The sequence below is a fragment of the Nocardia sp. NPDC050406 genome, assembly GCF_044459025.1.
Taxonomy (GTDB): domain Bacteria; phylum Actinomycetota; class Actinomycetes; order Mycobacteriales; family Mycobacteriaceae; genus Nocardia.
Genome location: NZ_JBITIM010000001.1, coordinates 2,619,298 through 2,644,354, shown reverse-complemented (window position 1 = coordinate 2,644,354; position 25,057 = coordinate 2,619,298). Strand labels below are relative to the sequence as shown.

20 protein-coding genes and 1 tRNA gene are annotated in these 25,057 nt (G+C 68.8%); 8 read left to right on the top strand and 13 right to left on the bottom strand.

From position 1 onward, the window contains the following. Positions 1-11 precede the first annotated feature (11 nt). Both ACIBH2_RS12630 and ACIBH2_RS12625 read right to left on the bottom strand, forming a co-directional pair. Positions 12-764, bottom strand: coding sequence for a thioesterase II family protein (locus ACIBH2_RS12630; protein WP_397116386.1), 753 nt, complete (start codon positions 762-764; stop codon positions 12-14). After that, the gene (locus tag ACIBH2_RS12625; protein ID WP_397116384.1) at positions 757-1,614 is read right to left on the bottom strand and encodes a class I SAM-dependent methyltransferase; all 858 of its coding nucleotides are present in this window, start codon (positions 1,612-1,614) and stop codon (positions 757-759) included. Before ACIBH2_RS12625 ends, ACIBH2_RS12630 begins: the two co-directional genes overlap by 8 nt. 265 nt (positions 1,615-1,879) lie before the next feature. Between ACIBH2_RS12625 and ACIBH2_RS12620 the strand changes: the two genes are divergently transcribed. Further along, a complete protein-coding gene (locus ACIBH2_RS12620) occupies positions 1,880-3,211 on the top strand; it encodes a cytochrome P450 (protein WP_397116382.1) in 1,332 nt (443 codons plus the stop codon). Between the two features lie 285 nt (positions 3,212-3,496). Here ACIBH2_RS12620 and ACIBH2_RS12615 read toward each other — a convergent pair whose 3' ends face one another. After that, complete coding sequence (locus ACIBH2_RS12615; RefSeq protein ID WP_397116380.1) at positions 3,497-3,958, bottom strand: MarR family winged helix-turn-helix transcriptional regulator; 462 nt, start codon at positions 3,956-3,958, stop codon at positions 3,497-3,499. 105 nt (positions 3,959-4,063) lie between these two features. On the opposite strand from ACIBH2_RS12615, the gene ACIBH2_RS12610 reads away from it, so the two are divergent. Next, complete coding sequence (locus ACIBH2_RS12610; protein ID WP_397116378.1) at positions 4,064-5,020, top strand: MBL fold metallo-hydrolase; 957 nt, start codon at positions 4,064-4,066, stop codon at positions 5,018-5,020. Positions 5,021-5,113: 93 nt separating this feature from the next. On the opposite strand, the gene ACIBH2_RS12605 is transcribed toward ACIBH2_RS12610, so the two are convergent. The 3 genes from ACIBH2_RS12605 to ACIBH2_RS12595 all read right to left on the bottom strand — a co-directional run bounded on the left by ACIBH2_RS12605 (position 5,114) and on the right by ACIBH2_RS12595 (position 6,840). Further along, positions 5,114-5,512: a hypothetical protein gene (locus tag ACIBH2_RS12605; protein WP_397116376.1), complete on the bottom strand. Its 399-nt coding sequence runs from the start codon at positions 5,510-5,512 to the stop codon at positions 5,114-5,116. 305 nt (positions 5,513-5,817) lie between these two features. Then, positions 5,818-6,393 carry a hypothetical protein gene (locus ACIBH2_RS12600; protein ID WP_397116374.1) on the bottom strand — a complete coding sequence of 192 codons (576 nt, stop codon included), beginning with the start codon at positions 6,391-6,393 and terminating at the stop codon, positions 5,818-5,820. A 39-nt stretch (positions 6,394-6,432) separates the two neighbouring features. Then, positions 6,433-6,840, bottom strand: coding sequence for a PPOX class F420-dependent oxidoreductase (locus ACIBH2_RS12595; RefSeq protein ID WP_397116372.1), 408 nt, complete (start codon positions 6,838-6,840; stop codon positions 6,433-6,435). Between the two features lie 126 nt (positions 6,841-6,966). On the opposite strand from ACIBH2_RS12595, the gene ACIBH2_RS12590 reads away from it, so the two are divergent. Beyond that, the gene (locus ACIBH2_RS12590; protein WP_397116370.1) at positions 6,967-7,242 is read left to right on the top strand and encodes a hypothetical protein; all 276 of its coding nucleotides are present in this window, start codon (positions 6,967-6,969) and stop codon (positions 7,240-7,242) included. A 148-nt stretch (positions 7,243-7,390) separates the two neighbouring features. Here ACIBH2_RS12590 and ACIBH2_RS12585 read toward each other — a convergent pair. Further along, positions 7,391-7,472: transfer RNA gene (locus ACIBH2_RS12585), tRNA-Leu, on the bottom strand. Positions 7,473-7,862: 390 nt separating this feature from the next. Here ACIBH2_RS12585 and ACIBH2_RS12580 point away from each other — a divergent pair. Together ACIBH2_RS12580 and ACIBH2_RS12575 are read left to right on the top strand one after the other, a co-directional pair. Continuing rightward, entirely contained in the window at positions 7,863-17,189 is a 9,327-nt protein-coding gene (locus ACIBH2_RS12580; protein ID WP_397116367.1) for a fatty acid synthase subunit beta domain-containing protein, read from the top strand. A 139-nt stretch (positions 17,190-17,328) separates the two neighbouring features. Next, positions 17,329-17,751, top strand: coding sequence for a holo-ACP synthase (locus ACIBH2_RS12575; RefSeq protein WP_397116365.1), 423 nt, complete (start codon positions 17,329-17,331; stop codon positions 17,749-17,751). A 44-nt stretch (positions 17,752-17,795) separates the two neighbouring features. Here ACIBH2_RS12575 and ACIBH2_RS12570 read toward each other — a convergent pair whose 3' ends face one another. Then, positions 17,796-18,428 carry a TetR family transcriptional regulator gene (locus tag ACIBH2_RS12570; RefSeq protein ID WP_397117009.1) on the bottom strand — a complete coding sequence of 211 codons (633 nt, stop codon included), beginning with the start codon at positions 18,426-18,428 and terminating at the stop codon, positions 17,796-17,798. Positions 18,429-18,744: 316 nt separating this feature from the next. Between ACIBH2_RS12570 and ACIBH2_RS12565 the strand changes: the two genes are divergently transcribed. After that, entirely contained in the window at positions 18,745-19,983 is a 1,239-nt protein-coding gene (locus tag ACIBH2_RS12565; RefSeq protein WP_397116363.1) for a hypothetical protein, read from the top strand. Between the two features lie 110 nt (positions 19,984-20,093). On the opposite strand, the gene bcp is transcribed toward ACIBH2_RS12565, so the two are convergent. After that, positions 20,094-20,567: a thioredoxin-dependent thiol peroxidase gene (gene bcp, locus ACIBH2_RS12560; protein WP_397116361.1), complete on the bottom strand. Its 474-nt coding sequence runs from the start codon at positions 20,565-20,567 to the stop codon at positions 20,094-20,096. A gap of 139 nt (positions 20,568-20,706) precedes the next feature. Between bcp and ACIBH2_RS12555 the strand changes: the two genes are divergently transcribed. Then, the gene (locus tag ACIBH2_RS12555) at positions 20,707-20,931 is read left to right on the top strand and encodes a DUF3618 domain-containing protein (protein WP_397116359.1); all 225 of its coding nucleotides are present in this window, start codon (positions 20,707-20,709) and stop codon (positions 20,929-20,931) included. A 121-nt stretch (positions 20,932-21,052) separates the two neighbouring features. Here the strand turns inward: ACIBH2_RS12555 and ACIBH2_RS12550 are convergent, their stop codons facing one another. Both ACIBH2_RS12550 and ACIBH2_RS12545 read right to left on the bottom strand, forming a co-directional pair. Further along, a complete protein-coding gene (locus ACIBH2_RS12550; RefSeq protein ID WP_397116357.1) occupies positions 21,053-21,352 on the bottom strand; it encodes an excalibur calcium-binding domain-containing protein in 300 nt (99 codons plus the stop codon). 190 nt (positions 21,353-21,542) lie between these two features. Then, complete coding sequence (locus ACIBH2_RS12545) at positions 21,543-22,523, bottom strand: pirin family protein (protein WP_397116355.1); 981 nt, start codon at positions 22,521-22,523, stop codon at positions 21,543-21,545. An 82-nt stretch (positions 22,524-22,605) separates the two neighbouring features. Between ACIBH2_RS12545 and ACIBH2_RS12540 the strand changes: the two genes are divergently transcribed. Then, positions 22,606-23,064: a MarR family winged helix-turn-helix transcriptional regulator gene (locus tag ACIBH2_RS12540; RefSeq protein WP_397116353.1), complete on the top strand. Its 459-nt coding sequence runs from the start codon at positions 22,606-22,608 to the stop codon at positions 23,062-23,064. Positions 23,065-23,101: 37 nt separating this feature from the next. Here ACIBH2_RS12540 and ACIBH2_RS12535 read toward each other — a convergent pair whose 3' ends face one another. Together ACIBH2_RS12535 and ACIBH2_RS12530 are read right to left on the bottom strand one after the other, a co-directional pair. Continuing rightward, the gene (locus ACIBH2_RS12535; protein ID WP_397116351.1) at positions 23,102-24,157 is read right to left on the bottom strand and encodes a crotonase/enoyl-CoA hydratase family protein; all 1,056 of its coding nucleotides are present in this window, start codon (positions 24,155-24,157) and stop codon (positions 23,102-23,104) included. Positions 24,158-24,566: 409 nt separating this feature from the next. Beyond that, the gene (locus ACIBH2_RS12530) at positions 24,567-24,911 is read right to left on the bottom strand and encodes a hypothetical protein (RefSeq protein WP_397116349.1); all 345 of its coding nucleotides are present in this window, start codon (positions 24,909-24,911) and stop codon (positions 24,567-24,569) included. Between the last annotated feature and the right edge of the window lie 146 nt (positions 24,912-25,057).

The window sequence follows — 25,057 nt, the reverse complement described above, 5'->3', positions numbered from 1 at the left end:
CGGTCCCCGGCCTAGGTCGACAGGAGCCGCGCGCTGTGTTCGCGGATCAGATCGCCGACCGCGCGGGCATTCGCGTCGAGGAAGAAGTGCCCGCCCGGAAAGGATTTCGCGACGAAGTCGCCGCGGGTGTGCGCGCCCCAGCCCTCGATCTGGGTGAAGCTCGCATCCGGGTCGCGGTCGCCGACCAAGGCCACGATCGGGCAGGCCACCGACGCGTTCGGCGCGCATTCGTAGGTCTCGATGGCCCGATAGTCGTTGCGGACCACCGACAGGATCAAGGCCCGGAATTCGGGGTCCTCCAACAAGGCCGCCGGGGTACCGCCGAAGCTCAACAGCTGCTCACCGAGCTCCCGGTCGTCGAGCAGGTGAATCCGCTGCTCGGGTATCGGTGCCGACGGCGCGCGCCGACCCGAGGCGAACAGGATCTTCGGATGCGCACCTTCCCGCTCGAGCCGTCGACAGGTCTCGAAGGCGACCACGGATCCCATACTGTGCCCGAACAGGGCGAAATCCTCGGAATCGCCTACCGCTTCGAGCAATTCGGGAAGTACGCCCTCGACGAGGTCGGCGATATTCCCGATGAGAGGTTCGCGTCGTCGGTCCTGTCGCCCCGGATACTGGACGGCCAGCACCTCGAACTCCCCGCCGACGCATTCGGCCAAGCGGCCGAACGACATCGCGGCGCCACCGGCATGCGGGAAGCAGACCAGGGTCGGAGCACCTTCCGTCGCCGAGGAGAGGCGACGCAGCCAGCTGTTACCCATGGGTGAGTCGCACCACCGCGCTCCACGGCTTCCACGCCTGGTTGATCGGCGCCCGCGGATCCGGCTGCGGGAGCAGCGTGAACGGCTTCATGAACCACGGCAGCCGGTGAAAGCGATGCGCCGCCCAGGCCAGATGCTCCACCTCGTCGGCGGTCCAGCCGAGGTCGGCGAAGAAGCGCAGCGGATCCACGGGGCCGAACTGCCAGGGCGCGTTGGCGAGCAGCTCGGTGGTGGCCTTGCTGATGCGCTTCACGATCGCCTTGTTGTTGACATCCACAGCCCACCAAGCGATCTCCGGGCGCGCGAGGGCGGCGGCCAGGCTCGTGACATCGTCGTCGGAGAGGTAGTAGATGAGACCCTCGGTGAGGACCAGCGCACGCTGCGCGCCCGCGAGGGCTTCGTCCAGGAACCGTTGGCGCGCTTGGGGATCGGCGAGATCCACCGCCGTGCGGGTGAGGGCGCAGCGCGGGGTCTCGTCGGCGAGCAGCGCGTCCTTCTCCGCGATCAGAGCGGGGAGATCGGCCTCGATCCAGGTGAGTTCGGCGGGCAGGTCCAGCCGATAGGGGCGGGTATCCATGCCCGCGGCCAGATTGATCACCCGGTCGCAGCCCTCGGCGATGGTCTGGATGATCAGATCGTCGATGAGTTTGGTTCGGGTGACGAGGTTCCAGCCATCGCGCATCATGCGCGGTCCGTGGGCGACTATGGCGCGGCCCCGGTCCCCGGCGACGCGGTCGGCGAGCGGATCGTGGAAAAGCGCGTCGGGGCGGGCGGATTCGGCGGCACGGAAGGCGGCCACCCAGCGGGCGGTGTCGGAGACATTCGTAACGAGTTCAGCGGTGTCGGCCACGGGTGCAGTCTTGCACAGCAAACCAAACAATGCTCAACGTTACGGGGCGGTCGGGGGTGCCGAGCCGACCTTCCGCCCTCTCTGCTTCGGATAGTGAATTCCGGTGTCCAACAAACATTCTCGTCGTATCCGACGACATGGGGCGAAGTGTCGTATCGTCAGTGCCCAGCACCGTCCGTCGCTGCCGGAACCCGGCGTGGAGGCCCTCCGCGTCACCGGGGCAGCCGAGCGGGCTGTGGAGTTTTCGCATGGCACAGGGGTTTCGATGAACGCACGGTACGCGGTCAGATGGCTTGCCGAACACGGGCTGCCGAGGGTGGCATTGCGAGTCCACAACCGGATGGGCGACCCATTCGCCCGGCTGCTCGGCTCCGAGGAGGGCCACCGCGATCCCTATGCGCTGATCGAGACCCTGCGCGGCACGGGCGGGGTGCGCAGCGGGCCGGTCGGATACGCCGCCTTCGACTATCAGTTGTGCCGGGAGATCCTGCGCGACAACAGCTTCGGCGTGCGCACACCCTTCGACCCGGCCGTGCCCGGTCCGCTGCGCCGCTACGCCGAACGAGTCGTCCTGCCGCCCAACCCGATCGAAGCGCCGTCGATGTTCATGGCCGACCCGCCGCAGCACGGTCGGTTGCGCAGGCCGGTGGCGTCCGCGTTCACTCCGCGCGCGGTGGCCCGGCTGGGCGACCGGGTGCGGGAGGTCACCACCGAACTGCTCGACGACATGGCCGCGCGCGGCTCGGTCGACCTCATCGGTGATTTCGCCGCGCGGGTTCCCATCGCCATCATCGCGGACATGCTGGGCTTCCCGGCCGCCGACCGGGAACTGTTCCTGCGCTGGGGCGATGTGGTCACCCCGCTGCTCGACGTCGGCATCTCCTGGCGGGCGCACCGTCGCGCCATGGCCGCGACGGCGGCGATGGAGGACTACCTGCGCGCCCACATCGACCAGATGCGCCGCGACCCCGGCGACGACATCTTCAGCACGCTGGTCTCCTCCGGCGACCTGGACACCACCGAGTTGATGGCCAGCGCGAACGTGCTCATGGGCGCGGGCTTCGAAACCACCGTCAACTTGATCGGCAACGCGATTCCGCTACTGCTGTCCCACCCCGACCAACTCGACCTGCTGCGGGCCGAACCCGAGCGCTGGCCCAACGCCATCGAGGAGGTGCTGCGCTTCGAACCACCGGTCCAGATGACCTGCCGCCGCGCCCTGCGAGCCGTCGACCTCGACGGCGTCGTCTTGCGGCCCGAGGAACGAATCATCATCTCCCTCGCCGGAGCCAATCGCGACCCCGCCAAGTTCCCCGACCCTCACCGCTTCGACATCACCCGCCCCAATGCCAAGGAGCATCTCTCCTTCGGCTCCGGCATCCACGCCTGCATCGGCGCGAGCCTCGCCCGCCTGGAAGCCGCACACGCCCTGCCCGCGCTCTTCGACCGCTTCCCCCACCTGCGCCTGGACGGCACCCCCCGCCCCTGCGGCCTGTCGACCCTGCACGGCTACGAGCACATGCCCGCCCGCCTGGGCCGCCCGGCGAATACCCAAGCCGTCTCAGCCCTGTCGGTCGATCGCACGCTCGGCAGCTGACGCGTCAACCGCCGAACTCCAAGATCGCTAGGCGCGGGCGTCCTCGCCCAGGGCCGCCCGTGCCTCTTGGCGCAGCCGCGCGACCTCTTCATCGAATCGAGTGGGCCCCCACCCGGCCCGATTCCGCCGTGCTCGCTTCCCGGTGACAGCCGCCTCGGCACTCACCGAGTGGAACTCGCCCCGCTGTTTCGACATCATCGTCGGCCTCCCGGCTTCGGTTCGACTCACAACGGCTCGCTCGAGGAGGGTTACCCGAAAACCGCAGCGGTGAATCCTGGGGCCTGGTCAATCCCGATGGTGTGCCGGTGCATCCCGAATCGCGCGCAGTATGCCGTCGAAAGCCTGGCGCTGTGCTTCGGTCAACGGGTCGAGGAGGCGACGCTGAAGGATTGCCAGATGACCCGGGAGGATGGCGGCGGCCTTGGCGGCACCGGCATCGGTGAGGCAGGCCAGCACCACGCGGCGGTCGGTGGGGTCGGGCGAGCGTGTCACGAAGCCTTGGGAATCGAGGCGGTCGATGAGGCGGGTCATCCCTCCGGAGGTCAAACCGGTCTGGGTGTAGAGGTCGGTGATGCGAAGCTGTCGCCCCGGGGAGCGACCGAGCCTGAGCAGGACGTCGAACTCCGCGACCGACAGGCCGTGGGCGCGTTCCTGGGCGGAGACCTCCCGCATGAGATCGGCGTAGGCCTCCACGAACAGGCCCATCAGCGTGATGCGGGGATCGCTCAGCAGGTCGGTCGAGGTCATGGCCCGAAGACTAACACTTGTCGACCTTGCTCAGTATCTGTACAGTCAGTCACTGACCAGTCAGATAACTGAAGGATTGCTATTTACTCGAAGGGGTGTCGTGCGATGACCGGTTACACAGTCGACAGAAATGTGCCGTGGCCCGTGCCGATATGGGATGCCGATACCGTGCGGCTGATCGCTCAGGATCTGGGATCCGGGGCGTACGCGGTGGTGGCCGACACCGCCGACGAACAGACCACACGCGGAATTCCACAGGCCACCTCGGGTGGGTTCATCGTCGGGGACGAGGCCGTATTCGTCGTCGAATCGATGATGACCCCGGGCTTGGCGCGGCAGGTATTGGATCTGGTGGCCGGAGTCACCGACAAGCCGATACGGTTCGTCGGCGTCACGTCCGACCATGGCGACCACTTCTTCGGCAACTACCTGATGCCCGCCGAGGCGCGAATCATTCAGCACGAGAACGCTTTCCGTGCCATCGAGGAGACCGGAATCGAACCGCGCAAACAAGCGCAGATCGGCTGGTTCGACCTGGGCCGAGGTATCGAGGACGTTCGCTACCGTCCCGCCGACCTCTTGGTCCCACCGGACGGCAAACTCACCGTCAACCTCGGCGGCGGAAAGTTCGTCGAGGTTCTCGACCTCGGTCAGGGGCAGACGTCGGGTGACCTCTGGTACCACGACCCGCATGCCAAGGTGATCTACGCGGGCAATGCCTTCATCGGTGAAAAGCCCGCCATCCCTTGGCTTTTGGACGGCGTCGCCGAGCGGCCCGCGCGAACACTACGCCGCATCCACGACTGGGTTCCCGACGGCACCCGCATCGTCCCCGGACACGGCCGGGTTACCGACAAGGACGGCATGCGCTTCTTCGTCGACTACACCGAGCAACTGGTCCAACGCGTCGGCGAGGCCGTCGCCGACAGACTGACCCTCGAAGAAACCCAACGCACCGTCACCATGCCCGAATTCGACGCGGGCTACCCGCTTTTCGGCTGGCTCCATTTCGACATCAACATCCCCTGCGCGTACACCGAAGCGCGGCAGCGCAACGCGTAGCCTCCGACCGCCCTCGCGCGGATGTCGCCACTGACATCGACTCGGCAGTGAGCTGCGCGAGGGCATTGCGGATCGTTGCGTCGAGCATTCGGTTCAGGCCGCGTCGAGCGCCTCGCCGATCTTGCGGGCCATGGCGGTGACGGCGGGGCTGGGCTTGCCGGACCGCGCGGCGGCCTCCACCGCGACCAGCACGGTGGCGCGGAAGTTGGCGGCCTCGGCGGGATCCTGGTCGTTGAGCAGGCACATCGCCGCCGTTACCGCGGGCAGTACCTGTTCGGCGAGTTCGGCGGTGTTCTTGCCCTTCAACTCGATGTCCTTGGACTTCGCGGCGAGAACGTGCCCGACCAGACCCGTCGCGGAAGTCAGGGCGATGGATCCCTGGGTGACGCCCTTGTGCGAGGCACCGGCGGCGGCGAGCAGCGAGACCGCGCCGTAGGCGGCGACGCGCACGATGGACTTGTCCTGGTCGGTCAGGGTGATGGTGGCGGACATGGTGTGCTCCTTCGGCTTTCGTGTTTTCGATCGGAACCGGGTCGGTCCCGGTCGCTTCGTTCGATGTACACACATTCGCCGGTCGCGCTGACAGCGCACTGATTCCGCGCTGACACAACCACTGACACCACGCGATCACAGCGGAGGGTTCGCGTCAGACCAGGGGCTTGCCGCGCCGCACCCACCCATCCGCGCCACCACTGATGCTGATTTGGCCTGGGCGGTCGGAGATCGTCTCGAGGGGGCGGAATTCGCTGTTGTGGTGCGATCTTCGACCGGTTAGGCCAAACTTGCCGACCTTGGATCTATCCGAACCAGAAACCGATGAGATCCTTGTTCGCCATTGTGGATTCACGGAACCATTCGACGATGGTGTCGGCGTAGTCGTTGTCGGGGCTGGCGGCGAGGGCTTCCCATTCGGGGAGTTGTTCCGCGCAGCTTTCCTTGTCGATGTGGCCCCAGCCGTTGTCCTCGGTGGAGGGGAATGGATCTTCGCCGTCCATATTGGTTGCCAGGCTGACGATTACGTCGGGGAGGCCGTCGTAGCCGAACCAGAAGTTCGTTTCACCGACGCTGTTGCCGAGGTCGGCGCAGATCGATTCCAGGGCTGAGACGTAGGCGTGGGCGTGGTTCTCGTTGAAGGGGCCGCCAGCGAAGATCGCGCGCAGTGCCAGTGGGAGAGCGGCGTCTTCGCAGAGGTAGCAATCCTCGCAGTCGGGGCCCTCGCAGTCGGGCTGGTCGCACGGATCGCAGCAGTCGTCTTCGGGGTCGTGCTGGGGGACGTCGACCAGGAGGCGGTCGAGAAACGCGTCGTCCTTGGAGCCGATGACGGCCTCGAGTTCCGTCAGATCGAGCAGGTAGACGTTCAAAGTGTGTGACACGCCGCGAATCCTAGCCAGCCACAAAGACACTCGAATTTGTCAGTGCCAGGCGTGGCGCGCGGGGTACCACTGCTCACCCACGGGTTCGCCCGCAATGTTCCAACTCCACGACTGCACCGGCGTGACTCGTAGATAGTGCCCGGGGCCCACCATGCCGACCCGTTCGATGGGCGGTTCGGCGCGGCCGTAGACGCGGATGCCGCGGGCTATGAACGGGTCGAAGGAGATGAGGTCGTCGATGACGAGGGCGACTTCGGTATTGCCCGCGGCGACATTGCGGGCCTTGCGAGTGGCCGGGAAGGTCGCGCCGCCGCCAATCCAGAAGTAGCTGCCGTCGTATTCGAAGGCGACGGGCACCACATCGGGTTGCCCGCCCGCCGTGTGGGTGGCGAACCGCGCGAGCGGTTGTGACCGGAGGTAGTCGATTTCGGCGTCGGTGAAGGCCATGTCCTCGGATTATCCCGGTCGGGGCAACCGACCCGCCGGGTTCGCCCGGATCGCGGGCAAGCGCCGATAGGATTCGCCACGCCTCGCCGGGCGGCGATCGGGCATCAATCGACGGACGGAGAAGGCGTGTACTGGGAGGTGTGGCAGCAGAGCTGGGATCGGCAGCAGGAGCTGTACATGCCCGATCGCGAGGAGCGATTCCGGGTGATGTGGCACGACATCGCCGCCGACCCGGTCCTCGCCGACGAATACGCCGCCAGCCGCGCCATTTTCGACGCCAGAACCCCCGGCGTGCCCCAACCCCTCACCTGGCATCTCGACCGCCTCGCCGAAGCCGGTTTCACCGAATCCGGCACTGCCTGGCGTTCCATCACCGACGCGGTGGTCGTCGCCATCCGGTGACGACTGCCGGATAGCCCGCGCGCCTGAGCGCGAATGCATTCTGGCGTTTGCTCGATGGTTACGGCGAGGGTGGGCAGAGGGCGTCCGTGCCGACGAAACGGACAAAACGGGTGGTCGGCGGGAGTAGCCGACGGAAGGTGAAACGTTGTGCGCGAGGGGGGACTTGAACCCCCACGTCCGTGGACACCAGAACCTAAATCTGGCGCGTCTGCCAATTTCGCCACTCGCGCTGATGGTACGACCGTCCAAACTCTACCGGGCTGAACGCGGTTCGCGAAGTACCGGGGAGGTGTGGCGTACTGGTCGGTAACCCTACCTGGGATTATAACAATTTGATTAAGAGGAACATGAGGGGGACTCAACTTTCCTTCAGTGGTGTAACCGGCTGGACCAGGGGGTTCAAACATGAGGCGGAGTCATGTTTCTGAATGTTCTGGTACGCGTGTACAGGAATACTCGGGGGTAGGGGGTCGGTCGTAGGGGCAAACATGAGGATCTCCTCATGATTTTGTGGAATCCTCGGCGTCTACCAGGGCCGGTTGGCCGAGGGAAGACCTGCGCGACGAGAGCGCGGCCCCGTCCTGCGGGGGCAAGCCGCTACGAGAAGGAAGTCGAACGCCTTGACGATCAACGAGAGCACCGGCACGGGACAGAGGGCCAAGGTGGCCCGCAAGAACTCTGAGGGTGGGATCCGGGCATCGTTGCTCGACAGGTTGCTGGGTGGCGCGCCGTACGCGCTGGCCTTCGGCGGACAGGGTGCGCAGTGGTTGCGTGAACTGGAGGAGATCGGGCGCGACTCCGCGCTCGAACCGGAGCTCACCGCGCTGGTGAACGAGGCCGCGCAGCGCCTCGAACCCGTTGCCGCGCAACTGCTCGTGGTCCGCCCGGTCGGTTTCGACCCCATCGGCTGGATGCTCGAAGAGGAGATCGCCGACCCGGAGCAGGGCGAGATCTCGGCCGCCCCGTCGCAGCAGGTGCTGCGCTCGGCCGCCGTCTCCATGCCCGGCGTCTACCTCACCCAGATCGCCGCGCTGCGCGCCTTGAGGTTGCAGGGCCTCGATATCGCCGCGCAGGCCCCCGTCGCCTACATCGGCCACTCGCAGGGCCGCCTCGCCGCCACCGCCGCCGCCGCGCACGGCCAGCGCGACGCCGAACTGCTCGCCCTGGCCCAGCTGATCGGCGCGGCCGCCGGACTCGTCGCCCGCCGCCGCGGCCTGGTCCCCGTGGGCGAGCGCATGCCCATGGTCGCCGTCTCGAATGTCGACCCCGAGAAGCTGCGCGCCGTCGTGCAGGAGCTCGCCGCGGGCGTGGAGCCCAGCCAGGCCGCCGTCATCTCCATTCGCAACGGCCGCCGCCGCGTGGTGCTCTCGGGCCCGGTGGCGCAGCTGGACCGCGTGCGCCAGCGCTGCGCCGAGATCAGCGCCGAGCAGACCCGCGATCGCGAGGCCAAGAAGCGCGGCGGCGCGACCTTCGCCCCCGTCTTCGAGGACATTCCGGTCGAGGTGGCCTTCCACCACCCGGCCCTGGCCGACACCGTCGAGCTGGTGAGCGGCTGGGCCGGACAGTGCGGGCTCGACACCGAGCTGGCCGCCGCGCTCACCAAGGAGATCCTGGTCGACCCCATCGACTGGGTCGGCACCGTCGACGAGGTGGTTGCCGAAGGCGCGCAGTGGATTCTGGACCTGGGCCCCGGTGACCTGCTCACCCGCCTGACCGCCGGATCGCTCAAGGGCACCGGCGTCGGCGTGCTCGCCGCCTCCACCCGCCCGGGCCAGCGCAGCCTGTTCACCCCCGGCGCGGCCCCCGAGATCGCCCCCGCCTGGGCGGAATTCGCGCCCAAGCCGGTTCGCCTGCCCAATGGCCGCATCGTGGTGGAGACCGCCTTCACCCGCATCACCGGCCGCTCGCCCATCCTGCTGGCGGGTATGACCCCCACCACCGTGGACGCGAAAATCGTTGCCGCCGCGGCCAATGCGGGCCACTGGGCCGAACTCGCCGGTGGCGGCCAGGTCACCGAGCAGATCTTCGCCGACCGCGTGGAAGAGCTGAAGACCCTGCTGCACCCGGGCCGCGCTGTGCAGTTCAACTCGCTGTTCCTCGACCCGTACCTGTGGAAGCTCCAGCTCGGCGGCAAGCGCCTGGTGCAGAAATCCCGCAGTGCCGGAGCGCCTTTCGACGGCGTCATCGTCACCGCCGGTATCCCGGAGCTGGAAGAGGCCGTCGCCCTCATCGAGGAGCTCACCGAGGTCGGCATCACGCACGTGGCGTTCAAGCCTGGCACCGTGGCCCAGATCCGGGCCGTGCTGCGCATCGCCGACGCCGTGCCGGACTACCCGGTCATCATGCATATCGAGGGCGGCCGCGCCGGTGGCCACCACTCCTGGGAAGACCTCGACGACCTGCTGCTCGAGACCTACGCCGAACTGCGCAACCGCACCAATGTGATCGTCTGCGTCGGCGGCGGCATCGGCACCCCCGAGCGCGCCACCGAATACCTCACCGGCACCTGGGCACAGCAGCACGGCTACCCGGTCATGCCGCTGGACGGCGTGCTGGTCGGCACCGCCGCCATGGCCACCCTCGAGGCCACCACCGCGCCCGAGGTCAAGCAGATGCTGGTGGACACCCCCGGCACCCCCGACTGGGTCGGCGCGGGCACCGCCAGCGGCGGAATGGCCTCCGGCCGTAGCCAATTGGGCGCGGACATCCACGAGATCGACAATGCCGCCTCGCGCACCGGCCGCCTGCTCGACGAGGTCGCCGGTGACGCCGACGCCGTCGCCGCGCGCCGCGACGAGATCATCGAGGCCCTCGACCGCACCGCCAAGCCCTACTTCGGCGACGTCGCCACCATGACCTACGTGGAGTGGCTGGAGCGCTACGTCGAGCTCGCCGTGGGCCTGGACCGCCGCAAGGACTTCGACTGCGGCGGCGATTTCGCCGACGCCATCGCCGAGGCCACCAGCTCGGTCTGGCTCGACATCACCTGGCGCGACCGTTTCGCGGAGATGATGCGCCGCACCGAATCTCGCCTCAACGAGGCCGACCGCGGCCGCATCGAAACCCTCTTCGCCGACGACACCGCCTTCGAGGAGCCGGTGCGCGCGCTGTGCACGCTGAAGGAGCGCTACCCCTCCGCCGCGGACACCGTGCTGCACCCCGCCGACGTGCCGTTCTTCATCTCGCTGTGCAAGACCCCCGGCAAGCCGGTCAATTTCGTGCCCGTCGTGGATCAGGACGTGCGCCGCTGGTGGCGCTCGGATTCGCTGTGGCAGGCCCATGATCCGCGCTACAGCGCCGACCAGGTCTGCATCATCCCCGGCACCGTCGCCGTCGCGGGCATCACCCGCGTGGACGAGCCCGTCGGCGAACTCCTCGACCGCTTCGAGCAGGATGCCGCCTACTCCATGGTGCGCGCGGGCCTCGTCCCGGCCGCCGTGGACGGCCGCCGCCGCGCCGACCTCACCTCCGGCGCGATCGACACCGTTCTCGCCGCCCCCGACGTGCAGTGGGCCGGACGCACCACCGTCAACCCGGTGCACCGCCTCGGCGCGGTGGACGAGTGGACCGTGGACGACAAGGGCGCGGTGCACCCCCGCACCGGATCGACCCTGCGCCCCGGCACCGGACCCGAAACCGACAGCGCCTACGTGGAATTGACGGTTCCGCTGCTCGGCCGCGACGCGGTGCGCATTCGCCTCACCGTGCCGGTCTCGGTGTACAACGGCGGCGCGCCGGTCATCACCGAAGACGATGCCGAGGCCGCCATGTCGGCGCTGCTGGCCGTCGCCGCCGGACAGTCGCTGCCGGAGGTCAAGACCATCGACGGCGCGAAGGTCGCGCACGTGAACCTCGCCTGGACACCGGATCTCATCGCCGACCACGCGGGCGTGACCGGCTCCGGACTGCCCGAGCACCTCTCCACCATCGGCCGCACCGTGCCCGACGTTCTCGTAGGCGCTTGCTGGCCAGCCGTTTTCGCGGTGCTGGGCGCGACACGCACCGATGCGGGCGCGAGCGTGATCGAGGGCATGCTGGACCTGGTCCACTTGGACCACCAGATCCAGCTCGTCGGCCAACTGCCCGACGGCGCGAGCGTGCTCGCGGTCCGCGCGGAGGCCGGGGAGACCCTCGACACCGACCTCGGCCGCGTGGTCGAGGTGCGGGTGAAGATCACCGGCATGCTGGACAAGCCCGAGACCGGTATGTCCATGCCGACCATCGCCACCCTCACCGAGCGTTTCGCCATTCGCGGCCGCACCGGCGCGGGTGAGCTCACCGATCCGCCGCGGGCCGCGGGCGCGCTGTCCGAGGAGGCCGCCGACACCCCGCGTCGCCGTCGCCGCGACGTCACCATCACCGCGCCGCGCGCCATGGCCGCCTTCGCGCAGGTCTCCGGCGACCACAATCCGATCCACACCTCCGAGGCCGCCGCCAAGCTGGCCGGACTCGGCAGCCCGATCGTGCACGGCATGTGGCTCTCGGCCGCCGCGCAGCACGCGGTCTCGGCCATCGACCCGACCGAGAAGCTCGCGCCGCGCACCATCACCGCGTGGACCACCCGCTTCCTGGGCATGGTCCGGCTGGGCGCGCAGATCGACGTGCGCGTCGAGCGCGTCGGCATGGACCGGGGCAGCGAGGTCGTCGAGGTCTCCTGCCGCATCGGTGGCGATCTCGTCATGACGGCCACCGGCCGCATCGCCCCGCCCAAGACCGTCTACGCCTTCCCGGGCCAGGGCATTCAGACCAAGGGGATGGGTCTGGACGCACGCACCCGCTCCAAGGCGGCCAAGGAGATCTGGGACCGCGCCGACAAGCACACCCGCGAGGCCCTCGGCTTCTCGATTCTCGCTGTCGTGCGCGACAACCCGACCTACCTCAAGGCGCGGGGCGTCGAGTACCGGCATCCGCAGGGCGTACTGCACCTGACCCAGTTCACCCAGGTCGCCATGGCCACCCTCGGTGTCGCCCAGGTCGCGGAGCTGCGCGAATCCGGCGCGTTCGTGGAGGGCGCGATGCTGGCCGGTCACTCGGTCGGCGAGTACAACGCGCTCGCCGCCGTCGCCGGTGTGCTGCCCCTGGAAGCCGTGCTCGAGGTGGTGTTCCAGCGCGGCTCGGCCATGCACGAGCTGGTGCCCCGGGATGCCCAGGGCCGCAGCGACTATCGGATGGCCGCCATCCGCCCGTCGCAGATCGGCGTGCCCGATGCCGCGGTGATCGACTTCGTCGCCACCGTCGGCGCGAAGGCCGGGGAATTCCTCGAGGTGGTGAACCTCAACCTGCGCGGCTCGCAGTACGCCATCGCGGGCACCGTCGCCGGACTCGAGGCCCTCGAGGCCGAAATCGAGCGTCGCCGTGCGGAAACCGGCGGCAAGCGCGCCTTCGTGCTGGTGCCCGGTATCGACGTGCCGTTCCACTCCACCGTGCTGCGCGCCGGTGTGCCGGAGTTCCGGCACAAGCTCCAGGAGCTGCTGCCCGCCGACCTGCACCCGGAACTGCTTGTCGGACGCTACATTCCGAACCTGGTGCCGCGGCCGTTCACGCTGGATCGCGAATTCGTCGCCGAGGTCGCCGATTACGTGCCGTCCGAGCCCCTCGCCGAGGTGCTCACCGATTACGACAGCTGGGCCGCGCGCCCGACCGACCTGTGCCGCGTGCTGCTGATCGAGCTGCTGGCCTGGCAGTTCGCCAGCCCGGTGCGCTGGATCGAGACCCAGGACCTGCTGTTCACCGATACCGCCCACGGCGGACTCGGCGTCGAGCGGTTCGTCGAAATCGGTTTGGCCGCAACGCCGACCGTCGCGAACCTGGCGACCAACACCCTCAAGCTGCCCGCGTTCTCGAACGCGACGGTCGAGGTGCTCAATATCGAGCGCGAGGCGGCGGTGGTGTACGCCACCGACACCGATCCCGCGCCGGTGGAGGAGCCGGAGGAGACGCCCGCCGAAACCGCTTCGGCCGCAAGCGCTCCCGCTGCCGCCGCACCCGCGGCCGCCCCCGCCGCCCCCACCGGCGGCCCGCGCCCGGACGACATCGCCTTCACCGCCGCCGACGCCACCCGCGTGCTCATCGCGCTCTGGACCAAGCTGCGGCTGGACCAGATCGGCCCGGTGGACACCATCGAGGGCCTGTGCGACGGCGTCTCCTCGCGCCGCAACCAGCTGCTGGTGGACCTCGGTTCGGAGCTGTCCCTCGGTGCCATCGACGGTGCCGCCGACGCCGATATGGGCGCGCTCTCCGCCACCGTGGAGCGCCTGGCCCGTACCTACAAGCCGTTCGGCTCGGTGCTCTCCGATGCCATCGGCGATCACCTGCGCAAGGTCTTCGGACCCTCCGGCAAGCGGCCCGCCGCCATCGCCGAACGCGTCAAGAAGGTTTGGGATCTGGGTGACGGCTGGGCCAGCCACGTCACCGCCGAGGTCTCGCTCGGCACCCGCGAGGGCGCTTCGGTGCGCGGCGGCGATCTCGGCGGACTGGTCTCCGGTGCGCTGAGCGACGGCGCGTCCGTGGATGCCGCCATCGACGCGGCCGTACAGGCCGTGGCCGCCCGTCGCGGTATCGCGGTCTCCATGCCCTCGGCCGGAGGTGGCGGCGGCGCGACCGTCGACGCCGCCGCGCTGGGCGAGTTCACCGAGCAGATCACCGGTCGCGACGGCGTGCTCGCCACCGCCGCCCGGGTGGTGCTCGAGCAGCTCGGCCTGGCCGAGAAGCTCACCGCCCCCGAGGCTTCCGACGACACCCTGGTCGATCTGGTCTCCGCCGAACTCGGCACCGACTGGCCGCGCCTGGTCGCCCCCGCCTTCGACGCCAAGAAGGCCGTGCTCATCGACGACCGCTGGGCCACCGCCCGCGAGGATCTCGCGCGGTTCTGGCTGGGCAACGACGCCGAGATGGCCGAGCTGCCCGTGGACGGCTTCGTGGGCGCGGGCGAAGCCGTCGCGGTACAGGCCACCTGGTGGCGTGAGCGCGCCATGCACGAGGCGCGTTCGGTGCTGGCCGGGCTCTACGGCCGCATCGCCGAGGCCGCCCGCGAGGTCTCCGAGCCGGGCGTGTGGTCCAGCGAGATCGCCGTGATCACCGGCGCCAGTAAGGGTTCCATCGCCGCGGCGGCCGCCGGACGACTGCTCGGCGGCGGCGCGACCGTCCTCGTCACCACCTCCAAGCTGGACGACAACCGGCTCGCCTTCTACAAGAAGCTCTACCGCGACAACGCCCGCCACGGCGCGGCGCTGTGGGTGGTGCCCGCGAATATGGCCTCCTACAGCGATATCGACGCCCTCGTCGAGTGGGTCGGCGGCGAGCAGATCGACAATGCCGGTGGCGCGAAGGTGCTCGTCAAGGAGGCCATGACCCCGACCATGCTGCTGCCGTTCGCGGCGCCGCGCGTGGCCGGTGACCTCTCCGACGCCGGTGCGCGCGCCGAGATGGAGATGCGCGTACTGCTCTGGTCGGTGGAGCGCCTCATCGGCGGACTGTCCAAGATCGGCGCGGACCACGATGTGGACGCCAAACTCCATGTGGTGCTGCCGGGTTCGCCCAACCGCGGCCTCTTCGGCGGCGACGGCGCCTACGGCGAGTCCAAGGCCGCGCTGGACGCGGTGGTCGCCAAGTGGCGGGTCGAGAAGGCGTGGTCGCAGCGGGTCACCCTGGTGCACGCGCTGATCGGCTGGGTGCGCGGCACCGGCCTGATGGGCCACAACGATCCGCTGGTCGAGGCCGTCGAGAAGGCGGGCGTGCACACCTGGTCCACCCAGGAGATGGCCGACGAGCTGCTCAAGTGGTGCACCGAACGGGCCCGCGCCGTCACCTCCGACGGGCCGCAGCAGATCGACCTGACCGGCGGTCTGGCGGGAGCCAAGCTGGATCTGTCCGCGCTCGGCAAGGAAGCCGCCGAAGCGGCTGCGGCCGAAGCGGATTCGCAGGAGCAGGCGGCCACCATCGGCGCACTGCCCGCCCCGCCGACCCAGCTCTCCTCGGCGCTGCCCGTCCCCGAATGGGGTTCGGTCACCGCGGATCTCGACGATATGGTCGTCATCGTCGGCGCGGGTGAACTCGGCCCCTACGGCTCGGCGCGCACCCGCTTCGAGATGGAGGTCTCCGACGAGCTGTCCGCGGCGGGCGTGCTCGAACTGGCCTGGACCACCGGCCTGGTCACCTGGGAGAACGAGCCCAAGCCGGGCTGGTACGACACCGAATCCGGTGAGTACGTGGACGAATCGGAGCTGGCCGAGCGCTACCACGACACCGTGGTGGAGCGCTGCGGCGTGCGCCGCTACGGCGACGACGGCGCGATGGTGGACAACACCGCGCCGCTGCTCACCTCGGTGTTCCTGGACAAGGACCTGACCTTCGTGGTCAACAGCGAGGCCGAGGCGCGCGCCTTCTACGCCGCCAGCCCGGAGAGCACGGTCGTCAGCCCCGTGGAGGGCACCGGCGACTGGCAGGTGATCCGCAAGGCGGGCACCGAGATTCGGGTGCCGCGCAAGGCCAAGCTCTCGCGCACCGTCGGCGGCCAGATCCCCACCGGCTGGGATCCCACCAAGTGGGGCATCTCCGCCGATATGGCGAGTTCGGTCGACCGGGTGGCGCTGTGGAACATCGTCTGCACCGTGGACGCCTTCCTGAGCTCGGGCTTCAGCCCCGCCGAACTCATGAACTGGGTGCACCCGGCCATGGTGGCCAACACCCAGGGCACCGGTATGGGCGGCATGTCCTCGATGCGCTCGCTGTACATCGACAACCTGCTCGGTGAGCCGCGCGCCAACGACATCCTCCAGGAGGCGCTGCCCAACGTCGCGCTGGCGCATGTGGTGCAGAGCTACGTGGGCTCCTACGGCGGCATGGTGCACCCGGTCGCGGCGTGCGCCACGGCGGCGGTCTCGGTCGAGGAGGGCGTGGACAAGATCCGCCTCGGCAAGGCCGATCTGGTGGTGGCCGGTGGCTACGACGATCTCGGCATCGAGGGCATCGTGGGCTTCGGCGACATGTCGGCCACGGCGGACTCGGCGGCCATGAGCGCCAAGGGCATCAGCGACCGGTACTTCTCCCGGGCCAACGACCGCCGTCGCGGCGGGTTCGTCGAATCCCAGGGCGGCGGAACGGTTTTGCTCGCCCGCGGCAGCGTCGCGGTGGAGATGGGCCTGCCGGTGCTCGGCGTGGTGGCCTTCGCGCAGTCCTTCGCCGACGGCGTGCACACCTCGATTCCGGCTCCCGGGCTCGGCGCGCTGGCCGCCGGTCGCGGTGGACCGGAGTCGAAACTCGCGGCGGCGCTGAAGAAGTTGGGCGTCGCGCCCGACGAGGTGGCGGTGGTCTCCAAGCACGACACCTCGACCGCGGCCAACGACCCCAACGAGTCCGAGCTGCACGAGCGCCTTGCCACGGCCATCGGAAGGTCCGACGGCGCACCGCTTTTCGTGGTGTCGCAGAAGACCCTCACCGGGCACGCCAAGGGCGGCGCGGCGGCGTTCCAGCTCATCGGCCTGTGCCAGGTGCTCGAACAGGGCGTCATCCCGCCCAACCGCAGCCTCGACTGCGTGGACGAGAAGATGCGCGAGTACCCGCACCTGGTGTGGCTGCGCGAACCGTTGCAGCTGGGAGATCGCTTCCCGCTCAAGGCCGGTCTGGTCACCTCGCTCGGCTTCGGGCACGTCTCCGGGCTGCTGGCGATCGTTCACCCGCAGGCGTTCGTGCAGGCGATCGACCCGCAGCGGCGCGAGGAGTACCTGCGAAAGGCGCAGCGGCGCAAGCTCGATGGCCGTCAGCGGTTCGTGGAGGCCATGTGCGGCGGCGACGCGCTCTACGAGCGTCCGGCCGACCGTCGCCTCGGCGGGGACGGCACCCCGGCCAAGCAGTCGCGCCAGCTCGAGGCCGACATGCTGCTCTCCCGGGAGGCGCGGCTCGGGACCGACGGCGTGTACGTCGCCAAGTACGGACCCGCGTGCAGCTGAGTCCGATACCCGCCGCGGCCCGCTGACCGGGCCGCGGTGGAAGCCACGACAGCGGAGCCTACGGTTACGTAGGCTCCGCTTGGTATATGTTGCAGCCGATCACGACTGCATGTCACAGACGACGAGGAGCTGCCACACCGTGACGATCCTGGGTATCGGGCTGGACCTGGTGACGATTTCCGAATTCTCCGAGCAGCTCAAGCGCGCCGGAACCACCATGATCCGGGAGAGTTTCACCGCGGGGGAGCGGCGCTACTGCGAGAGCAAGGGCACCGATCCCGCCCGCAGCTACGCGGCCCGCTGGGCGGCCAAGGAGGCGGTTATCAAGGCGTGGGCCAACTCTCGCTTCGCACGCAGCCCACAGGTCGGTGACAACCCCTATCCGCTCATCGAGGTCGTCAACGACGCCTGGGGGCGGCCCAGCATCAAATTGCACGGCCTCGCAGCGGAATTCCTGCCCCGGGCCCGAGTTCACCTGTCGCTCACCCACGATGGCGATACGGCGGCCGCCATGGTGGTGCTGGAGGATCCGGGCGAGCTAGCCGACCTGATCGAAGGCTGAGGCCGCCGCGGCGACGAGGGGATCGCCGGATCGACAGCGCCGCATCAGCTTTCGCTGGCGCGCTGTCCCCCCGTCCGCGATTCCTTCTCCGCGATCAGCAGATACGCCACCATCAACCGCTTGAGCTCGGCGACGGCGTCCTCGTGGCTGAGGCCGTCCTGCACCGAGAAGTTCAGCATCGAGTACACGACGTGCACCAGCACCTGCGCCATCATGGAGCGGCGGGTGCGCGGGGTGCGCGGCATGAGCGGGCGCAGCATCTGCGCTACGGCATCGGCGAATTCCTTCTCGTGGATCGCCCCGGTGGCGCGCGTCGACGGGGTCGACTGCATGGCCAGCCACACCTCGCGCCGGGACGGATCGGTCATCCACAGCTGCGCCAGATGGTCCACGAAGCTGTTCATGTACCGCAGCCAGTCCATGGACGGGATCTCGCCGTGGAACTCCGCGAGCTCCTGCGAAACCGCCACCAGGTCTTGGCGATTGAGCTCGCAGACGATGACGTACTTGTTGGCGAAGAACTGGTACAGCGTGCCGATGGGGACCTCGGCGCGGGCCGCCACCTCTTCACAGGTGAACGATTCGAAGCCGACCTCGACGAGCAGTTCCCTGGACGATTGGAGCAGTGCGTCGAATTTCCGTTTGCTCCGCTCCTGCGTCGGGCGGCGGCGAGGCATCAACTCTTGCGGGTCGTCCTGCAACTCCAACGCAGGGTCGGGCCGACGTGCTGCCCTCGCTCCCGTGCGCGTTTCCACGTTCAACAGGCTACTGGTAGCGACACGCGGATGACACGCGGCGGTGTCCTGCGTGTTTACCAATGCCCCAACAGTTATGACCAATCCGCGCCGGGAGTGGCGTCGAACACTCATTGCAGCTGCTCCAGCGGCTGAAGTCCATGGCGTAGGCGGAAGGCTGATATCAGTGGTTGTTCCTGCGGTTGTTCGCTCTGCGGTGACGATCGGTGTATCCACCGAACGCGGCACCGTACACGCGGTGGCCCTCGCAGACGGCGGCGACAAGTTGTCGGAGCGGGTGCTGCACCACATCACCGGAAAAGTCGGTGGCGAGACCAAGGCGGATCTCGCCGCCTCGGTCGAGGCGGTGATGGATGCCGTCGCCGACAAGATCGGTCCCGACCGGGACATCGTGGGGGCGGCCGTCGCCTACCGCGATGCCGCCGAGCGGCGGGCCATCGTCACCCGGCTGGCCTCGGGCCAGTGGCACGAGGCGTCCCTGGTCTCGGCCAAGTCCTCCCATCTGGCCGTGGCGCGCGCCATGACCTGGGTGGACGAATTCGACGATCTCGCCATCTGCGAGGTGGTGCCCGGCTTCCAGGCGTTCTCGCTCATCGACGGTGAGCGCACCCGGGTGCTGGCGGCCGTGACCCTCAACGGTGGCGCGACCACCGAGGAGGCCATGCGGGCCGCCGTGACCGCGGCCTGGGACCAGTTCGACGCGGCCGGGGTGCGACCCGACGCGGTCGTGCTGATCGGTTCCGCCGCAAGCGAACCCGCCGTGGTGGCGGCGCTCGAGGCGGGATTCGGCGCGCCGATCATTCCGTGCCGGGTGGCGGCCGCGGCCCCGGCCATCGGCGCCGCGCTGGCGGCACTGCCGGAGACCGAGCTCGTGGGTGAGGTGGCCGAGCGCATGAAGCGCACGCGCGGTACGGCGGCGCTGTTCGCGGCGGCGAGCGTATTGGCGGGCGGACTGGTGGCCGGTGGCGTGTACACCGCCAGCAGCAATTCGCGCACGGTGCCCGAGCCCATGCTCACCGACGCGCGGGTGCGCGCCCAGGCGGAGCACGGCGGACAGCCGGTCGTGGATACCGGTTCCTCGCTCGGCTCCTCCAACGAGACGCATTGGGAGCCCGCGATCACCGAGCCCACCCCCGCCGGGGCGGGCCTGCCCGCCGAGCCGGTGGCGGTGACCGAGCCCGATGTGGTGACCCTGGAACCGATGGGCAGCACGTGGGGGCCCGAGTCGGAGTCCGAGTCGCTCGGCATCATGGGGCCCAAACAGCTGCACAAGGCGCAGCCGGAGCACGAGGGCGGCATCGGCCAGCAGTCCATCATTCCCGCGCCGACCAATCCGGTCGGTGCGCCCGACGGGTTCGGGCTGTTCCCGGGCGAGACCGCGCCGCCCGCGCTCGGCACCCCCGAATTCCAGAAGTGGTGGGACAGCCACTGGAAGCTGATGGTGCAGTGGGCCGTTCAGCTGCTGCCGAAGGCATAGCCCTGTCGCACAGCGCAATACGAGCGAAGGTCCGGCCAGCGCGGCCGGACCTTCGTCGTCCACGGTGTGCGCCGGGTGGGCGCGCGACCGTCGGTCGGTGGGCGGTGGGCCTACACCGACAGGTCGCGACGCAGCTTGGCGACGTGGCCGGTGGCGCGGACGTTGTACTGGGCCAGTTCGATCTTGCCCTTCTCATCGACGAGGAAGGTGGAGCGAATGACGCCGGTGACCTTCTTGCCGTACATCATCTTCTCGCCGAAAGCGCCCCACTCGGTGAGGACCGCCTTGTCCGGATCGGACAGCAACGGGAAGGTGAGGCCCTCGTTATCGCGGAATTTGGCCAGCTTGGCGGGCTTGTCGGGGGAGATGCCGATGACTTCCAGGCCCGCGCCCTGCAATTCGGCCAGGCTGTCGCGGAAATCGCAGGCCTGTTTGGTGCAGCCCGGGGTGCTCGCCGCCGGGTAGAAGTAGACGATCACCTTGCGGCCCTCGAAGTCGGAGAGCGACACCGGATTGCCGTCGGCATCGGGCAGGGTGAAGGCGGGGGCGGGGTCGCCGGGACTGAGGCGGGGATTCTCGGTCATGCCAGCACGCTAGCGGACGGGCCGGACAGCGCGTTGGCGATACACTCGCTGGCAGGTCAGCCCGCGCCCGAGTCGTGCCGGTATGACCTCATCGGACGACAATGCCGCCGCCGTGCGCGGCCGAAGACAGGAGTGTGACGTGGCGAGGGATACCGACGACATTCAGCGGGAGATCGAGGCCGCGCGCCATCGGCTCGCGAATACCCTCGACGAACTGGCGGTCCGCGCCGATCCCCAGCGCCTGGCCGACAACACCAAGCACGCCCTGGTGGCGAAGGTCAACGAGCCCAAGATCAAGTACAGCCTGATCGGCGCGGGCGCGCTCGTGGTGGCGCTGGTCCTGGTCAAGATCTTCAAGGACTGACGCCAACTCTCGGGGACTCTCAGGGGTTTCGCCCCTGAAACCCCAGGTGCGGGGGAGGAGCCCCTTAAACGACGAACACCCGGTGCGGTCGAGGCACCGGGTGTTTTTGTGTCCGCGTGAATCAGACTGTCGGGCAGGCGAATCCGTCGCCGTCGGGGTCGAGGTGGGGGCCGTAGCCGTCCTCGCCTCGGAAGATGGGGGCGCGGCCTGCGGCGCGGGCCTCGTCACAGTTGCGGAACGAGCCACCGGCCGAACCGGTCTGGGTCAGCTGCGCCGAACCAATGGCCGCCGAGCCGGTGTCGATGGTGGACGAGCCGGTGCCGGAGGACCCGGTGGGGACCTCGGCGGTGGCGACCGCGGCCGGGGCGAAGCTCGTCAATCCCGCGATGCTGGCAGTGACGAGGAGCCTACGAACGTTCATGTATTCCTCTATGTTTTGTGCGCGATGGTGGGGGTGAACCGGCTCGGCGCGAGACGCCACCGCTGCCGAGGCGCGGCACGGTGGCCGGTCCGGTCCGCCGTCCACCCTGGTTGCGCACCGTTGCATTGTCAACCGCTTGGGCTATTCATCGAGGCAGAAGCATTGTGCGAGGACCCGTTTCGCCCGCTTTTCACTCTCCGAGGCGCTGCCCGACGAGGTGTTCGGCAGGGATTCGCCCCATTCGTCCGGCTTGATAATCCTCGATCGCCTCGATGATTTCCTGCCGGGTATTCATGACGAACGGCCCGTACTGCACGACCGGCTCCCGAATGGGCTGACCGCCGAGCAGCAACACCTCCATATCGCCGGTGCGCGAATCTTGTTTCGCGTCAGCGCCGACGGTGATGGAATCGCCGTGCCCGAGCACCGCGAGCTGTCCGGAGGTGACCGGCCGCCGATCCGCGCCGACCGTGCCGCTGCCGGAGACCACGTAGACCATGGCGCTGAACTCTTGCGGCCAAGGCGTTTCCAGCTGTCCGCCCGGTGCGATCGAGGCGTGCGCGTACGCGATGGGCGTGTACGTCGAACCCGGTCCGGCGAATCCCCCGATATCGCCCGCGATGATGCGCACGAGCGCGCCGCCGTCGTGCGAGCTCACCAAGGTCAGCTCGCCGGACTTCAGATCCTGGTAGCGCGGCGCGGCCATTTTCTTGTCGCGCGGCAGATTCACCCACAGCTGGAAGCCGTGCATGATGCCGCCGTGCACCACCAGGTCCTCGGCGGGCAGCTCATCGTGCAGAATTCCGGACCCGGCCGTCATCCACTGGGTATCGCCCTCGGCGATGACGCCGCCACCGCCGTGCGAATCGTGGTGGACCATACTGCCGTCGAGTACATAGGTGACGGTCTCGAATCCGCGATGCGGATGCCACGGCGCGCCCTTGGCCTCGTGTGGCTCATAGGTCACCGGCCCCATCTCATCGAGCAGGATGAACGGGTCCGCGGTGCGCAGATCCATACTGGGGAACGGCCGCCGCACCTCGAAGCCCGCGCCCTCGCGCTGGGAATGGGCGGTGACCAGGCGGGTCACCGAGCGCTCGCGGGTGACGGCGGCATCGGGCCGGGGCAGCCGCGGCAGCACCAGAATGTTCTCGACGGTGATGGCGGGCATGGGGACCTCCTCTATGTTGGCCTCGGGACGGACCCGGGGCCGTTGGTGTCCATGTCAACCAAGAGGGGCTAGGATCTATTTCATGGTGCGCTGGCTGAACGACGAGGAGCAGAGGACCTGGCGGTCCTTCATCCGCATGCGGCAGCGGCTCGACGCCGCCATCGCGGCTGGATTGGCCGCCGACGGACTCTCGCTCCCGGATTACGAGATCCTGGTGGCGCTGTCCGGGGCCGGGGGCGAGATGCGCGCCAAGGATCTCGGCGCGGAGATCTGCTGGGACAAGAGTCGGCTCTCCAAACATCTGGCGCGCATGGACAAGCGGGGGTTGGTCTCGCGGTGCACCGCCACCGAGGACGCGCGCGGGCGCGAGGTGCGGCTGACCGAGGCCGGTGAGCGGGCCCTGGAGAAGGCCGCGCCGAACCATGTGGAACTGGTCCGGCGGGCCTTCATCGACCCCATGGACGACGACGAGGCGCGGGCGCTGCGCTCGCTGTCGGAGAAGGTGGTGGGGCGGGTCGAGCGCGAGACGGTGCTCGACTGATCTCGGTCGGTCCGGCTCCGGGTGGGCCGGGTCGATCTCAGTCGGCGCTGTCGGATTCCGCAGCGCCCGAGGGCTTGTCGAACTGCGCTCGCTTCCAGTCGCCGAAGGGCTCGTCGCGCTCGCGCACCGCTTGGCGGAAACCGGCTGTCATGGAACGCAATTGGAAGGCGTAGCCCTCCCGGGTGTGCCGGGAGATGCCGTCGAAGACCGTGCTCACCATGCCGGAATTGGCCACGCCCTGATTGAGCAGCGCGCTGTTGAGCGCCAGTTTGGCCATGATGAGCTGGTTGATCGGCACCCGCGAAATCCGTTGCAGCAGTTCCTCGGTGCGCTCGTCGAGCTCCGCGGCGGGCGGGGCCTCGATGGCCAGGCCCCATTCGGCGGCCTGTTTGCCGCTGAGGCTGTCGCCGGTGAACAGCAGCCGCTTGGCGCGCTGGTCGCCGACACGGTGTGCCCACATGCCCGCCGCCGGAATGCCCCAGGTGCGGGTGGGCGGGTAGCCGAAGCGGGCGTCCTCGGCGCAGATGATCTGGTCGGCGAACAGGGCGATATCGGTGCCGCCCGCGATGGCGAAGCCGTGCACCTTCACCACGGTCGGCTTGTTGGCGTAGAGCAGGCTGGCGAAGCCGCGGTTGAACCGCGACATCATCTGGTAGTCCACCATGGGATCCCAAGTGCCCCAAGGGTTGTGGTTGCGCGCCTGCGCCACCGCATCCAGGATGGTGCCGTCCGCGCTGCCCCCGGCCGGGCCGAATCCCGTCGAGCTCTCCGCGAAGATCGACAGGTCGTACCCGCCGCAGAACCCCTTCCCGCGCCCGCTCACCACGATCACGTGCACGCGCGGATCGAGATCGGCCAACTCCACCGCCGCCGCGAGTTCCACCGGCGTATCGGAGGTGATCGCGTTCCCCTGCTCGGGCCGATTGAAGGTGATCCGCGCGATCCGCCCGGTCACCTCATAGGTGAGCGTCCGCGCCTCATAGGAGTTCACCGGCTCCGGCCGATCCGCGAACAGCGAATCCGGCCCCCCGGTCAGGTCATCGCGCCAAGCCGCCGGGCGCGTTCCGGCATGGTTCTCGTAATCGGGTGACACCCAAGCAGTGAACCCCCGTTCATTTCTTGCTGTCAAGGGTTGGGGGATCGGCTGTCGATTCCGGCCGAGAGAGTGTGGGGGCGGCGGCCAAGTGCGCATGGGGGCGGCGGCGCGCCCGATGTCACCGTCGAGCCTTCCGGAAATCCACGCCCGCGATCGGAATGCGCCAGCGTCTGGGCGGGGCAGGCGGACGGAAGTGCGCGTCAGGGGTGGCGGACGAGAGCGCGTCGGAATTCCGGTCGAGAGCGTGTCGGGTCGGCGGCCGAGAGCGCGCAGGGGATGCGTCGGGGGTGGAGCGGGGGTAGGCGAAGGGAGCGCGCGCCGTGCGGTCGATCCCCGATTCGGCCCGGCCGCTCGGCCCGCCGACCAGTCATTCCGGCGTGCGCAGCGCACGCACCTGGCTGTCGCGCTAGTGGTCGCCCGGCGTCCAGGGTTTGACCGGGGGTTTCACCCAGGTGATCTTCTCGTCGGTGTGTTGGCGTCGGGCCGCGGGATGGCCTGGGTTGCGGGTTGCCCAGGCGTCCTTCTCGTCGAGTAGCCGGGCCACCACCTGCCAGGTTTCGTCCGTGCTGGGCGGGTTGGCGTTGGCCTCGCGGGCGAGTTTGCGGCGTTGGGGCATGGGCATGTTCAGGAGTTCCGCGCTGGTGATGTCGCGGTGCCAGACGTAGGCGGCCAACCGTCGCGCCTTGTCGAGGCGGGCGTGTTCGGCGGCATTGCTGTGGGCGTAGGCGTTGGTATCCGCGGAATCGGTCATGGGTCAGCTCCGATGGGTGTCGCGTATCAGCGTAATCCGGACGTCCGACACCGAGCCCGGCCGCCTGTGCGGCTGCCCGATATTCGGCTGCCGATCTGTCGGCCCGGTACGGCATACTGCGCGAAACCGCTTCGGAAACTGGGGGA